This is a genomic window from Streptomyces sp. NPDC058678 (assembly GCF_042714835.1).
GTDB lineage: Bacteria > Actinomycetota > Actinomycetes > Streptomycetales > Streptomycetaceae > Streptomyces.
This window is the reverse complement of record NZ_JBHXSG010000052.1, coordinates 35796-49942: the sequence shown is the minus strand read 5'-3', so window position 1 is coordinate 49942 and position 14147 is coordinate 35796. Positions and strand designations below refer to the sequence as shown.

Annotated in this window: 10 protein-coding genes; 9 read left to right on the top strand and 1 reads right to left on the bottom strand. The window is 71.6% G+C overall.

Features of this window, described 5'->3' with window-relative positions:
* The first annotated feature begins 29 nt into the window (after nt 1-29).
* The 5 genes from ACFWWR_RS35530 (at nt 30) to ACFWWR_RS35510 (ending at nt 6801) form a co-directional block, all read left to right on the top strand.
* Nucleotides 30-1007, top strand: coding sequence for a zinc-binding alcohol dehydrogenase family protein (locus ACFWWR_RS35530; protein WP_383862755.1), 978 nt, complete (start codon nt 30-32; stop codon nt 1005-1007).
* Nucleotides 1008-1171: 164 nt separating this feature from the next.
* A complete protein-coding gene (locus ACFWWR_RS35525; RefSeq protein ID WP_383862758.1) occupies nt 1172-2149 on the top strand; it encodes a zinc-binding alcohol dehydrogenase family protein in 978 nt (325 codons plus the stop codon).
* A gap of 229 nt (nt 2150-2378) precedes the next feature.
* On the top strand, nt 2379-3941 hold the full coding sequence (locus ACFWWR_RS35520; RefSeq protein ID WP_384307654.1) for an MDR family MFS transporter: 1563 nt from the start codon (nt 2379-2381) through the stop codon (nt 3939-3941).
* Between the two features lie 194 nt (nt 3942-4135).
* Entirely contained in the window at nt 4136-5179 is a 1044-nt protein-coding gene (locus ACFWWR_RS35515; RefSeq protein ID WP_383862763.1) for a methyltransferase, read from the top strand.
* A gap of 14 nt (nt 5180-5193) precedes the next feature.
* Nucleotides 5194-6801 carry an FAD-dependent monooxygenase gene (locus tag ACFWWR_RS35510; RefSeq protein ID WP_384307651.1) on the top strand — a complete coding sequence of 536 codons (1608 nt, stop codon included), beginning with the start codon at nt 5194-5196 and terminating at the stop codon, nt 6799-6801.
* A 217-nt stretch (nt 6802-7018) separates the two neighbouring features.
* On the opposite strand, the gene ACFWWR_RS35505 is transcribed toward ACFWWR_RS35510, so the two are convergent.
* The gene (locus ACFWWR_RS35505) at nt 7019-8650 is read right to left on the bottom strand and encodes an FAD-dependent monooxygenase (RefSeq protein WP_384307648.1); all 1632 of its coding nucleotides are present in this window, start codon (nt 8648-8650) and stop codon (nt 7019-7021) included.
* A gap of 211 nt (nt 8651-8861) precedes the next feature.
* Here ACFWWR_RS35505 and ACFWWR_RS35500 point away from each other — a divergent pair, with 211 nt between their 5' ends.
* From ACFWWR_RS35500 to ACFWWR_RS35485, 4 genes are all read left to right on the top strand, one after another.
* On the top strand, nt 8862-9311 hold the full coding sequence (locus tag ACFWWR_RS35500) for a DUF1772 domain-containing protein (protein WP_383862771.1): 450 nt from the start codon (nt 8862-8864) through the stop codon (nt 9309-9311).
* The gene (locus ACFWWR_RS35495; RefSeq protein WP_384307645.1) at nt 9308-9862 is read left to right on the top strand and encodes a hypothetical protein; all 555 of its coding nucleotides are present in this window, start codon (nt 9308-9310) and stop codon (nt 9860-9862) included. Before ACFWWR_RS35500 ends, ACFWWR_RS35495 begins: the two co-directional genes overlap by 4 nt.
* Nucleotides 9859-11730, top strand: coding sequence for an asparagine synthase (glutamine-hydrolyzing) (asnB, locus tag ACFWWR_RS35490; RefSeq protein WP_383862777.1), 1872 nt, complete (start codon nt 9859-9861; stop codon nt 11728-11730). The genes ACFWWR_RS35495 and asnB overlap by 4 nt, the downstream gene beginning before the upstream one ends.
* A 362-nt stretch (nt 11731-12092) precedes the next feature.
* Entirely contained in the window at nt 12093-14012 is a 1920-nt protein-coding gene (locus ACFWWR_RS35485) for a BTAD domain-containing putative transcriptional regulator (RefSeq protein WP_384307642.1), read from the top strand.
* Nucleotides 14013-14147: the final 135 nt, after the last annotated feature.

Genomic DNA, 14147 nt, shown 5'->3' with positions numbered 1-14147 from the left:
CGATACGTAAGACAAAGAGGAGTACTTCCATGCGCATCGTCCGTCACCAGGAGTTCGGCGCCCCTTCGGTGCTGCACGTCGAAGAGGCCGACAAGCCCGTCCCCGGCCCCGGCCAGGTGCTGATCCGCACCGAGGCCGTCGGTGTCAACTTCGCCGAGTGCCAGCGCCGGCAGGGCATCCCGGTCGGCGGCCCCGCCACTCTTCCCGGCTCGCCGGGCGGCGATGTCGCCGGCGTCGTGGAGCAGCTGGGCGAAGGCGTCGACGGGGTGAGCGTCGGTGACCGGGTGGTCACCGGTGTGGCCGCCGACGGGTACGCCGAGTACGTGGTCACCCACGCCGACTGGCTGTTCGCCGTCCCCGAGGGGATCGACGCCGGTCAGGCCACCTCGCTGCCCATCCCCGGCCAGACCGCCTACCACGTGATCGTCACGGCCGCGAAGCTCCAGCCCGGTGAGTCCGTGCTGATCACCGCCGCGGCGGGCGGCATCGGCCATCTGCTGGTCCAGATGGCCAAGGCGCTCGGGGCGGGACAGATCATCGCGGCCGCCCGCGGCGAGGAGAAGCTGGCCTTCGCCGCCTCGCTCGGCGCGGACGTCACCGTCGACTACAGCGTGGAGGGCTGGGAGGAGAAGGTCCGGGCCGCGACCGACGGCCGGGGCGTGAACGTCGCTCTGGAGACCGTGGGCGGCGACGTGCTCACCAAGTGCGTGAACCTCACCGCCCAGTTCGGGCGGACGGTCGTGTACGGCGCGGCGGGCGGCGAGCTGCCGGCCATCGAGGTCGGCGACATCTTCAACAACCGCATCGTCATGGGCTTCAGCATGTGGGGCGTGATGGGCAACCTGCCGGACGTCATGGCTGAGGGCGCTCGGGAGCTGCTGGACATGGTGGCGTCCGGCAGGGTCCGTCCCGTCGTGCACGCCGAGCTGCCGCTGAAGGACGCCGCGGCCGCGCACGAGCTGATGGAGGCGCGCTCCCAGCTCGGCCGTGTGGTGCTCGTTCCCTGATCTGGCCAGAACCTGCGACCAGTGCATTGATGTGCAGATTGACAAACACATGCATTGCAGCATGTAATTGTCCTCGCAACACGATCAACCCGTAACCCGGATCCCTGGGCGGAGCCGCAGCGACCCATCGCGGCTCGAACACACCTCCTAGTTGGGAGAACACCATGCGAATCGTCCGCCACTACGAGCACGGGGCCCCCTCGGTGCTGCGTGTCGAAGAGGCGGAGAAGCCGCAGCCCGGACCGGGCGAAGTGCTGATCCGCTCCGAGGCCGTCGGCGTCACGTTCGCCGAGGTCCAACGCCGCCAGGGCATCCCGATCGGCGGCCACGCCACCCTGCCCGGCGCCCCCGGCGGTGACGTCGCCGGCATCGTCGAGGCACTCGGCGAAGGCGTCACCACCCTCCGCGTCGGCGACCGCGTCGTCGTCGACGTCGACCACAGCGCCTACGCCGACTACGTGACCGCCGACGCCGCCTGGGCCATCGCCATCCCGGACACCATGGACGCCGCCGAGGCGACCCTGCTGCCCAGCCCGGCCCAGACCGCGTACCACGCCATCAAGGAGTCCGGCCAGCTCAAGCCCGGAGAGTCGATCCTGATCGACGCCGCCTCCGGGGGCGTCGGCCACCTCGCCGTGCAGATCGCCAAGGCGATGGGCGCCGGCAAGGTGATCGCCACTGCCAGTACGCAGGCCAAGCTGGACTTCGTCCGCGAACTCGGTGCCGACGTCACCGTCAACTACACCGACGACGACTGGGACGAGCAGGTCAAGGCCGCGACCGACGGCCGGGGTGTGGACGTCGTCCTGGAGACCGTCGGCGGGGACATCCTCACCAAGAGCGTCGCCCTCACCGCCCAGTTCGGGCGGCTGGTCTTCTACGGCTCGGCCAGCGGCGACATCCAGCCCATCCACCCGCTGATGCTCAGCCGGATGAAGACCGTGGCCGGATTCGCTCTGTACGCCATGCTCTACAACCGGCCCGAGGCCATCGCGGCCGGTCAGCGCGACCTGCTCGACATGATCGCCACCGGCAAGGTGCGTCCGGTCGTGCACGAGCGGCTCCGGCTCGAGGACGCCGTCAAGGCGCACGAACTGATGGAGGCACGGGCCCAGCTCGGCAAGGTCGTGCTCGTCCCCTGACCCGGGATCCACGAGCGGCCGCCTCCTGACCGACGTGGCCGGTCGCGATCATCCCCCGCTCGTGACCGGCCACCCGCCGTACGGCACGAGGCACTCGTGCCGTACGGCGCACTCCACACCAGTCCACTGAAGCAATCCCCTGACGGACCCCACACCGCAGACGACGCCGGCCACACCCTGGCCGGCGGGACGGGGATGGCACCCACTCCAGCCCGAAAGGCGACTTCCCGTGCCCTCCCGGACCACAGGGGCAGGCGGCCCGCTCACCGCCGCCGCACCCGCAGCCCAGACCCGGATCCGCCCCGTCATCACCGCCTGCCTGCTGGCCGTCTTCCTGGCCATGCTGGACTCGCAGGTCGTGGCCACCGCGCTGCCCCGCATCGTCGGGGACCTCGGCGGTCTCGACGTGTTCGCGTGGGTGACGACCTCGTACATCATCGCCGCCAGTGTCACCACGCCCGTCTACGGCAAACTCGGCGACCTGTTCGGCCGGAAGAAGATCTTCCTGATCGCCGTCGCGGTCTTCCTGGTCGGCTCCGCGCTGAGCGGCGCGGCCCAGTCCATGGAACAGCTCATCCTGTTCCGCACCCTGCAGGGCATCGGCGCCGGCGGCCTCTTCGTCTCCGTACTCGCCATCATCGGGGAGCTGTTCAACCCGCGCGAAGCGGCCAAGTACTTCAACCTCTTCGGCATCGTCTTCGCCCTCGCCGCGCTCTCCGGTCCGGCCGTCGGCGGTGCGCTCACCGACCTGCTGAGCTGGCACTGGGTCTTCCTGATCAACCTGCCCGTGGGCATCGTGATCCTGGCGCTGGTCTCCACCTGTCTGCACCTGCCCCGGACCGACCGGCCCGCGCACATCGACTACACCGGCTTCGTCCTGCTCAGCGCCGCGATCGTCGCGCTCACCCTGGCGGCCAGCTGGGGCGGCGTGAAGTACGAGTGGCTGGACTGGCGGATCCTCGCGCTCGGCGTCGGAGCGGTGCTGCTCGCCGTGCTGTTCGTCGCCGCCGAGCGCCGGACCGTCGAACCCGTCATCCCGCTGCACCTCTTCCGCGACTCCACCTTCAGCGTCAGCGTGCTGGTGAGCGTCGCGGCGGGCATCGTCTTCCTCGGCTCGGTCAACTTCCTGGCGATCTACATCCAGGTGGTGACCGGCGCCAGCCCGACCATGTCCGGTGTGGTGCTGCTGCCCATGATGTTCGGCCTGGTCGCCGCCTCCGTCGTCAGCGGCGGGGCGATCACCAAGACCGGCCGCTACAAGTGGTACCCCGTGCTCAGCATGGCCATCGGCATCGTCGGGGCGCTGCTGCTCGCCACCATGGACACCGGCACGTCCCGGGCCGTGGTCATCGCCTACATGCTGGTCTTCGGCATCGCGGCGGGCCTGAACATGCAGGTCCTCACCATGGCGGCGCAGAACACCGCGCCCCGGGACGACATCGGCGCCGTGCACGCCACCGTGGCCTTCGCCCGGCAGCTCGGCACCACCGTGGGCATCTCCCTGTTCGCCTCGATCTTCTACAACCGGCTCACCGAGGAGATCGCCGACCGGACGTCCGCGGACGCGCTGCGCGGCATCGACCCCGACGCGCTGTCCTCGACCGAGACACTGGACCGGCTCACCGAGCCCGTGCGCAACGCCGTCGAGCAGTCGTACGCCGCCGCGCTCACCCCGGTGTTCCTCACCGCCGTACCGGTCCTCGTCCTCGGCCTGCTGGCCGCGCTGGCGATGAAGAACCTTCCGCTGCGCACCGAGGACCAACAGGGCCAGGAGGCCGCCGAGGAGAGCTGACCACACTCCTTCCCGTCCCTCGTCCGAGAGCCGTCCTCCCCGTACCGGGAGGGCGGCTCTCGGACGTCCGCCCGCGCACCCCGTCCCGCTTCAGCGCCCCTCGAGCCCGAATCGACGCCTCGCGGACATTGTCGGCACTGCACGGCCGTACGACGCAGGCCGAAGAACAGGCAGAGGCAGACCAGGAGGCTCGTGTGACAACGACCGAAGACCCGCAGACGGCCCCGGCGGTCGATCCCGGACCGCTGATCCGGCTGACCATTGCCGACTGCGCCGCCAAGGTGCTGCACAGCGCCGTGACTCTCGGCGTGTTCGGTGCGCTCGCCGACGGCCGGCCGGCCGACTCGGCCGAGCTGGCCCGGCGCACGGGGACGCACCACCGGATGCTCCCGGACTTCCTGGACGCGCTGGTCGGTCTCGGGATGCTGGAGCGTACCGAGGGCCGCTACCGCAACTCCCTGCTGGCGCAGACGTATCTGGTGCCGGACTCCGCCTCGTACCTCGGTGGCTTCGTCGAACTCACCAACGAGACGCTCTACGGCACCTGGGGCCGCCTCACCGAGGCGCTGCGCTCCGGCGAGCCCCAGCATCTCGACCCGGACAAAGGCGGATTCGTCGGGGACCGGCACAAGGACCCCGCGAAGATGAAACGGTTCCTCGCCGGACTCGACGCCTACAGCGACCGGATGGGCGCGGAACTGGCCCGGCGCGTCGACTGGGGCCGCCACTCCTCGTTCGTCGACCTCGGCGGTGCGCGCGGCAACCTCGCGGCCGTGCTGGTGGAGGCGCACCCGCACCTGGAGGCGACCTGCTTCGACCTGGAGCGGACGCGGCCGCTGTTCACCGAGCACATCGGCGGCCTGGGCCTGGCCGACCGGGTCGCCTTCGCCGGCGGCGACTTCTTCGACGGCCCGATCCCGTCGGCCGATGTCGTCGTCCTCGGCCACATCCTGCACGGCTTCGACACCGGGCGGCGGCGCGAGCTGCTCGGCCGGGTCTTCGAGGCGGTGCGGCCCGGCGGCACCGTCCTCGTCTACGACCGGATGATCGACGACGACCGCAGCGACCCGGAACGGCTGCTCAGCAGCCTGCACATGCGTCTGGTCAGCCCCGACGGCTCCGAGTACCGGGTGGCGGACTGCCGGGCCTGGCTGCGTGAAGCGGGCTTCACCGACGGGACCGCGGAACCCCTGCTCGGCACCCACACCCTGGTCACCGCCCACAAGGAGACAGCATGAAGCAAGGAGGCAGCATGAAGCAGGACCAGACCCCCGTCCTCGTCGTCGGCGGCGGGCTGACCGGGCTGTCCGCGGTCGTCTTCCTCGCCCACCACGGCGTCCGCGCCACCCTGGTGGAACGTCACCCCGACACCTCCACCCATCCCAAGGCCCGTGCCATCAACCCCCGGACGATGGAGCTGTACCGCGCGGTGGGCATGGAGGACCGGGTGCGGGCCGGGCGTTCCCCCATCTCCGGCAACACCGATCTGGTGCACGTGGAGAGCCTCGCGGGCAAGGAACGCGTGCGGATGCCCAACGCGTCCCCCGAGGACATCGGCCGGATCAGCCCCACCCAGTGGACGCTGATCGACCAGAACCAACTGGAGCCGATCCTGCGGGAGCGGGCGGTGGAGGCCGGTGCCGACGTCCGCTTCGCGACCCGCGTCGACGCCCTGGAGGAGACGGAGGACGGGGTGCTGGTCAGCACCACCGACCTGTCCACCGGCGAAAGTTCGCAGATCCGCGCCCAGTACGTGATCGCGGCGGACGGCAGCCGCAGCCCGCTGCGCGAGATGCTCGGCATCGGGGCACACGGCCGGGGCACCATCACCAACCTCGTCAGCTTCTTCTTCGAGGCCGACCTGACCGAGGCGCTGCGCGGCCGCCGGATCATCGCGGCGTACGTCAACAACCCCGAGGTGCGCGGCACGATCATCCCGATCGACAACGACCGCCGCTGGGTCATCAACGTCTCCTTCTCCCCCGATCAGGGCGAGCGCGCCGAGGACTTCACCGAGGAGCGCTGCACCGCGCTGGTGCGGGCCGCGGTCGGGGTGCCCGAGCTTCCGCTGAAGATCGAGTCGGTGGACATGCCGGCGTGGGACATCTCCGCGCGCGTGGCGGACACCTTCGCGACCCGTCGGGTGTTCGTCGCCGGGGACGCCGCCCATGTGATGCCTCCCACCGGGGCTTTCGGTGCCAGTACCGGCATCCAGGACGCGTACAACCTGGCCTGGAAGCTCGCCCTGGTGCTGTCCGGCACGGCCGGTCACGGGCTGCTGGAGAGCTACGACGCCGAGCGGCGCCCGGTGGCCGAGGAGACCGTCCGCCAGGCGATGCTGCGGTTCGCGGTACGGGAGGGCAAGCAGTACCAGGAGGTCGCCGCCGAGCTGCTGGACGAGACGACCATGACCTTCGGCTACTGCTACCGCTCGGGCGCGTTCGCCGCGGAGGAGGGCGCCCCCGACGCGATCGTCGAGGACCCCGAGCACCCCGCCGCCCGGCCCGGAGCACGGGCCCCGCATCTCGAACTCGACAGTCCCGACGGCCCGGTGTCCGTCATCGACCTGTACGGCGACGGGTTCACCCTGCTCGTCGACGAGGTGGCGGGCCGCTGGACCGGGGCGGTGGAACAGGAGGCCGCGCGGCTGGGCATCGCCCTGAACGTGGTCCGCATCGGCCGCGGAACCAGGCTGTGGGACGCCGACGGCTCCTTCCGCCGCCGCTACGGCCTCCTGGCCGGCGGCGCCGTCCTGGTACGCCCCGACGGCTTCGTCGCCTGGCGCACCACAGCAGGCCGCACCGGCCCCGTCGACAGCGCCGCCATCACCGCCCTGCACACGATCCTGGCCCGCACGTAGCACTCCCGCGAGCACGACGCCAACGGCCGCGGTGCCCTCGACCGTCGGGGGCACCGCGGCCGTTGGCGTGTGTGGCGGGCCGGGGGTGGGGTGCGGGTGGGGTGTCGGCGGAGTCGTGTGCGCGGGGCGAGGGCGAGGGCGGTGACCTGACCGCGCAGGGCCCTCGGACCGGCGTTGCTCCCTCCGCGTCGTGACGGGGACTTGCCGGACCGGCGCGCTACGTCATCGTGTGCCGTGTCGCGCCGGAAGCCGGCGGGGTGTCGTCCGTGCCGGGAGCCCGGCGCAGGACGCGGTCGAGTACCGCCGTCAGTGACTCGGCGGGGTCGGCCACCTCGCCGGGGGTGCGCCAGGCGATGAAGCCGTCGGGGCGGAGGAGGACGGCGCCGGTGGGGCCGATGCCGTAGCGGGTGAGGAAGTGGTCGACGACGGCCGGGGGTTCCTCCTTGCCCACGTGGTGGAAGGAAAGGCCCCGGGATGCTGCGGCCGCCTGCCAGGCGTGGCCGTCGGGGCCGGCCAGGAGCCAGAAGTCACGGTCCAGGAGGTCGTGCAGGGGGACTTCCTTGCCCTGGCGGACCAGGGGAAGGTGCGGGGCGCGGGTGCCGGGGCGGCCGGTGGGGGCCGTCGGGTCCTCGACCACCGCGTCGTCCTCGTCGCCGACCTCGCGCAGGACCGCGTCCGAGCGGTACACGTGCCCGAACAGCACCGTGGTCTCGGGCCGGTGCCTCGCCGCGGCCGCCTCGTCGAGGCCGCTGCGCTGGAGGTAGCGGATGACGCCCTGGTCGACGGTGAACTCGGCGACCGGTGCCCGCTCCTGCTCGTAGCTGTCCAGGAGTTCGGGGCCGGCCGCCCCGCGCAGCACCAGCGCCAGCTTCCACGCCAGGTTGTGCGCGTCCTGGATGCCCATGTTCCCGCCGAACCCCCCGGTGGGCGGCATGACGTGCGCGCAGTCGCCGGCCAGCAGCACCCGCCCGGACCGGAACCGGTCCGCCACCCACGCGGCGATCTCCCAGCTGGTCGCGGACTCCACCTCGACCGGCAGATCGGGCACGCCCACGGCGGCCCGCACCAGCTCCACGCAGTCCTCGGTCCCGTACGCCCGGTGGTCGGCCCCCGGCGGCAGGCTCGGCGCGAGGACCCAGCGGTCGGAGTCCGCGCCGCCCAGCTTGCCGAGCACGCCCTTGACCTGGGGATTGCTGACGAAGCACAGGAAGAAGGTGCGCCCGGCCACGTACGGGTCGAGATCGGCGTGGAAGATGATGTTCATCTGCCCGCCGAACACGCCCTGACCGTGGTGACCGATGCCCAGCGAGGTGCGGATCGGTGCCCGGGAGCCGTCGGCCGCGACCATGTACCGGGCCCGTACGGTCCGCTCGGAGCCGTCGCCCAGGTCGCGCACCACGGCAGTGACCCCCTCCGCGTCCTGGCTGAACTCCGTCATCTCGGTGGCGAACCGGATGTCCGCGCCGAGCCCTTCGGCCCGCTCCCGCAGCACCGGCTCGAGCCGGTCCTGCCCGATCAGCGTCCAGCCGGTGGTGCCCACGTCGTTCGGGTCGTGGCGGAACGGGCCGTCGAAGCGCCCGAGTTCGGCCCCGGTGAGGGACTCCGCCTGGAGGATGTCGCCGTACTGGGCGTGCGGGTTCTCCCGGGCGCGTACCGCGTCCTCCAGGCCGAGCGCGCGCAACAGCTCCATGGTGCGTGGACTCGCAGCCTGCGCCCGGGGGTGCGCAGAGATCTCCGCGTGCCGTTCCACCAGCAGCGACCGGATGCCCTGTCGGGCGAGGAACAGGGCCTGGGCGAGGCCCACCATGCTGCCGCCCACGATGAGTACTTCGGTCGTCTCGTCCGCCATACCGGCTCCTCAAGGTGTGGGAATGCGTTCGGACTTCGGCGGGCCGATGCAACACCCGGGTGCTCGAACCGGGCTCGTGGCGCGGGCGAGCGGCGGCCGTGCGGAGCCGCGCGCTCCCAGGGGGATTCGAGTGCCGTCCGAGGGGCGGCTGACAGGTTCGAGCTGTTCCAGGCCCCAAGTGCGGCGCAAGGTTCGAAGGAGGGCGGAAGCGGTGGTGGAGGCTTTGAGTGTGCTGGTGCTGACGGGCACCGGCCTGGTGGCGGGGGTGCTCTTCGCGGTCGCGGTGAGCGTGATGCCCGCGCTGATCGCGATGACGCCGGAACGGTACGTGTCCACGCACATCCTGCTCGGCAAGCGCTACGACCGGATCATGCCGTTCATCGTCACCGGCTCCACGGCCGTCGACGTGGGCCTCGCGGTCCAGGCCTCGGGCGGCCCCCGGGTGCTGTTCGCGGCCGCCGCCGTCTGCATGGCGGGGGTGGCGGTGGTCTCGCAGACCCGGAACGTGCCGATCAACCGGACGGTCAAGCGGACCCGGCCCGAGGACCTGGGCCCCGGCTGGCGGGACCCCCGTCCGGCCTGGCGCGGCTGGCATCTGGTGCGCACCTGCTTCGCGATCGCCGGCTGTGCGCTGACGGCCGCCGGGGTGGTGCTGTCGTGAGCCCCCTCGTCGTACGCGATCTGCCGGAGGGGGAGGACCGCGCGATGGCCGACGCCCGGATGCGGGAGCTGCTGGCCCGCCCGGAGCCCGGCCCGGTGGCCGAGCGGCTCGCGCTGCTGCACTTCACAGGTCGGCGGAGCGGACGGCCGTACACCGTGCCCGCCGGGGTGCACACCCTCGGCGACGCGCTGGTGGTCGCGACCGGCAGCCGCTGGCGGCACAACTTCGCGGGCGGCACGGAGGGCGGACTGACCTGGCGCGGACAGCGGCGGCCGGTGCGGTTCGCGCTGGTCGACGACGCGGAGCGCACCGCGCGCGGCTATCTGGAGCTCTACCGCAGATACGGGGAGGCGGCCCCGCGCCGACTGGGCATCGCGGTGCGCGGCGAAGGGACGCCGGGACTCGGCGAGTTCCGGGAGGCCGTCGCCCGCCACGGGCTCTCCCTGGTGGAGGTCGTCCACCTCCAGGAAGCGGACGGCGCCCGCACATCGGTCCCAGCCACATCAGACGCAGCCACATCAGACGCAGCCAACGAGAGGACACCACGATGAGCGGAATCGCCGGCTGGGTGGACTTCGAGCGGGACCTGACACCCGAGGCCCCCACCGTACGTGCGATGGCGGCGGCGCTGGCGCACCGCGGCCCCGACGGTTCGGGCGAGTGGATCGAGGGGCATGCCGCGCTGGCCCACCGGCGCCTCGCGCTGCTCGACCCGGAGCACGGCGCGCAGCCGGCGCTCGTGGAGTCCGAGTCCGGGCGTCCGGTGGCCGTGCTGACCCTGGACGGGGCCGTCACCAACCACCAGGAGCTGCGCCGTGAACTGGCCGCCAAGGGGCACCGGTTCACCGGACACGGCGACGCGGAGGTGGCGCTGCACGCTTATCTGGAGTGGGGCGCCGCGTTCCCGGAGCGGCTGGAGGGCCTGTTCGCCCTGGCCGTGTGGGACGTACGGCGGCAGGAACTGCTATTGGTCCGCGACCGGTTGGGGGTGAAGCCGCTGTGCTACTTCCTGACCCCGTCCGGCGTGATCTTCGGCTCCGAGCCCAAGGCGCTGCTGGCCCATCCGGCGGTGGCGCCGGTGGTCGACGCGGACGGGCTGCGGGAGCTGTTCGCGCACAGCCGCAAGCCGGGCACCGCGGTGTTCCGCGGGACGCGCGAGGTGCTGCCGGGCCACACGATGACGGTGCGCGCGCCGGGCACCGGGCACCGCCGGTACTGGTCCCTGCCCGCCCGGCCGCACACCGACAGCCTGGAGACCACCGTCGCCACCGTGCGCGGGCTGCTGTCCGAGGCGGTGGCCTCGCATCTGCGCGCCGACGTGCCGGTCGGCGCGATGCTCTCCGGGGGGATCGACTCCAGCGCGCTGACCGCCCTCGCGGCCGGCGAGGCACGGGCGGCGGGCGGCAGGCTGCGGTCGTTCTCGGTGAACTTCTCCGGTTACGCGGAGAACTTCGAGCCGCATCCGACCATGCGCGCCACCCCCGACGCCCCCTACGCAGCCCTCGCGGCCGAGCACATCGGCACCGAGCACACCGAGATCCTGCTGGACACGGCGGCGCTCGCCGACCCGCAGACCCACGCCGCCGCGCTGCGCAGCCAGGACGCGCCCTCCCCGCTCGGCGACATGGACGTCTCGCTGCTGCTGTTCTTCGAGGCCCTGCGCAGCGCCGGCGTCACGGCGGTGCTCTCCGGGGAGACCGCCGACGAGGTGTTCAACGGCTACTTCTGGGCGTACGACCCGGGCCACAGCAACTCCACGACGTTCCCGTGGGTCTCCTTCGAGCGCGGGCACGACGCCGCCGCGGGCGGTCTCGGCTGCTCGCTGGTGGACCGTACGCTCCGCAAGGAGCTGGACTTCATGGAGTACGCCGACCAGCACTACCGCGACGCGCTCACCGAGGTCCCGCACCTGGCGGGGGAAGGGGCCGCCGAGCGCAGGGCGCGCGAGGTCACCTACCTGGCGCTGACCCGCTGGGCACCGACCCACCTGGACCGGGCCGACCGGATGAGCATGGCGCACGGGGTGCAGCTGCGGCCGCCGTTCTGTGACCGGGCGCTGGTGGAGTACGTGTACAACGTGCCGGCCGAGCTGAAGCGGGTGAACGGCCAGGAGAAGAGCCTGCTGCGGGCCGCTGTCGCCGATCTGCTGCCGGAGCGGGTGCTCAACCGGCCCAAGAGCGCCTACCCGACCGTGCAGGAGGCCGCGTACGGGGAGTTCGTGCGGTACCGCTTCGGGGACGTGGCCGAGGACCGGGCGGCCCCGGTCGCGCCGCTGCTGGACGCCGAGGCGACCCGGACGGCGCTGGGCGCGGCGGCGGCTCCCAGCGGCGCCTTCGCGTGGGTGGAGCGGGCGAGCATGGAGATGGTGCTCCAGCTGAACACCTGGCTGGCGGACTACCGGGTCGAGCTACGGCTGTGAGGGGTGTGCCACAGCCCCGCCCAGAAATGTGCATCTTGTCATCCATGTGCGTGAAGAAATATGATGAGCCAGGGCGGGCTATTCAATCGGGTATTCGGTGCTGAGTAGTATCACTTTCCGCACCGGGTGCCTCTCAGGGTTTTGTTGAATTCCACTCGATTTCGGAGAAACCGTTTTCCCGGGTAAAGGAAAGGTAATTTTTCCCGGCCGGTGCGCGAGGGATGTTTCGCCGGAAATCGAGTGACGCAGGAAGGTGAATACCGACAGGATTGCTGAAAGCCAGGCCCGTCGATGGCCGCCACCCCACAACGGGCGGCACACTCAGGGGGAATGCAGTGATAGAGATCGGTCTGCTGGGCTCCATGCGAGTACGCAGGAACGGGGAGGACGTCACACCGTCCGCACCCAAGCTGCGTCAGGTGCTTGCCCTGCTGGTGCTCAATGCCAACTCGCTGGTCAGCGTGGACCAGCTGTGCGAGGAGCTGTGGGAGGATCGCCCGCCGCTCAGCGCGCTGACCACCTTGCAAACCTACATTTATCAACTGCGCCGCAGACTTCTGCTGGCCACCGGACAGCAAGGCGCGCCCTTTGGATCCCGTCCGCCGCACGGCTGCCCCGCACTCCTGACCAGGGTGGGTGGGTACGAACTGCGACTGGACGACAAGCAGGCGGTGGATGCCTACAGGTTCGAGCAGCTCACCGAGCAGGGAATGGCGCAGCACCGCACCGGAGCCGGCGAGGAAGCCGCCCGCACACTGAAGGAAGCCCTTTCTCTGTGGCACGGCGGAGCCCTGGTCGACGTCATCACCGGACGACGGTTGTCGGCCTGGTCGACACAGCTCGAGGAACGCCGTAAGAGCGTTCAGGAGCAACGTTTCTCCTTGGAGCTCGACCTCGGCCGTCACCATGCCGTGCTGGACGAGCTGGCGGAGGCCTTCCGTGCCCATCCCACCCACGAGGCGTTCGCCGGACAGCTCATGCGGGCCCTGCAGCGCTGCGGCCGCCGGCCGGACGCCCTCAACACCTTCCGCACCCTGCGCAGCCATCTCGTCGAGGAACTCGGCCTGGAACCCTCTGCCCAGCTCCAACGCCTCCACCAGGAGGTGCTCGCGGACCGCGGCCACCTCAGGGGACCGGCCGCGGCCAAGGCCGAGACCACGCCCACCGGACGCCGGCCCGTGCCCGGACCGGCCCAACTTCCCGCCGACACAGGTGACTTCATCGGTCGGGACCGCGAACTGGACCAGCTCGAGACCTTCCTCGGCGCGGAACGGTCCAGCACCGGCATGCGGGTGGTGGAGGTGCACGGTCCGCCCGGCGTCGGCAAGAGCGCCTTCGCCGTGCGAGCCGCGCACCGGCTGCGCCCGCGCTTCCCCGACGGACAGCTCTTCATCGACCTGTCAGCCGTGGGCGAGGGCTCCCAGCAGCTCGCCGACGTCCTGTCGGCCTGCCTCGGCGCCTGCGGCATCCCGCGCGAGAAACAGCCCACCGGGCTCGACGAGCTCAGCCGGCTCTTCCGCACCTGGAGCGCCGACCGCAGGGTGCTGGTCGTGGTCGACGACGTGCTCACCGCCTCCCAGATCCGTGCCGTCCTGCCGGGCGGCTCCGGCTGCGCGGTGATCACCACCAACCGCTACCGGGCGCACAGCCTCTCCACCGGGCGCAAGATCGTGCTGCCCGCCCTGTCGGCCCAGGAGTCGCTCCAGCTGTACGACCGGGTCGCCGGCGAGCGGTCCAGGCAGAAGGATCCCGCCGCCGTGCACGAGTTGATGGGCCTGTGCGAGGGACTGCCCCTGGCGATCAGGGCGGTGGCCGGCCGGCTCACCGCCCGGCCCGGCTGGTCGGCGGCCCGGCTGGCGGTGCGGCTGCGCGGCAACCACCGGATGCTGCTCGAACTCCCCGCCGGAACCCAGTCGTTGATGACCACGGTTGCCGCAAGTCACCGGCATCTTCCCGGCCCCTCCCAGGAGCTGCTGCGCCTGCTGCTCCAGCGCGAACGCCCCCGCTGGAGCCTCGACGAGGTGACCGCACGACTGCCCCCGGGCATCGGCGACGCCGAGACGCTCCTGGAGTACCTCGTCGACGTCCATCTCGTACGGGAACACCTGGAACCCGGCACCGAGCCCCTGTACTCCGTGCCCCGGCTCACCCGCCAGGCCCTGATCCTCCTGCTGCGTGGCGCGTCCGTGGGCGACGTACCGAACGGCCGGACGGCCACGGCCGGCGTCGTCGGCCGCGCCGGTTCCCGCGTCACCCTGATGAAGGCCGGGGTCTACCGGTAGGAGTTTCTTACGACGGCCCGTCGCACCCCCGGTGCGGCGGGCCGTCGTGCTGTGTCCGCCCGCCGCACCGGGAGTGGCGCACACGACGTACCGCGCGCCGGATCCCGCCACCCCTCCCGTCGGCGGCAGAGCGGC

What these genes read in the sequence shown, in the direction of transcription:
- ACFWWR_RS35530 (WP_383862755.1), top strand. Translation starts at nt 30, where the DNA reads ATGCGCATCGTCCGTCACCAGGAGTTCGGCGCCCCTTCGGTGCTGCAC.
- ACFWWR_RS35510 (WP_384307651.1), top strand. Translation starts at nt 5,194, where the DNA reads ATGAAGCAGGACCAGACCCCCGTCCTCGTCGTCGGCGGCGGGCTGACC.
- ACFWWR_RS35525 (WP_383862758.1), top strand. Translation starts at nt 1,172, where the DNA reads ATGCGAATCGTCCGCCACTACGAGCACGGGGCCCCCTCGGTGCTGCGT.
- ACFWWR_RS35505 (WP_384307648.1), bottom strand. Translation starts at nt 8,650, where the DNA reads ATGGCGGACGAGACGACCGAAGTACTCATCGTGGGCGGCAGCATGGTG.
- ACFWWR_RS35485 (WP_384307642.1), top strand. Translation starts at nt 12,093, where the DNA reads ATGCGAGTACGCAGGAACGGGGAGGACGTCACACCGTCCGCACCCAAG.
- asnB (WP_383862777.1), top strand. Translation starts at nt 9,859, where the DNA reads ATGAGCGGAATCGCCGGCTGGGTGGACTTCGAGCGGGACCTGACACCC.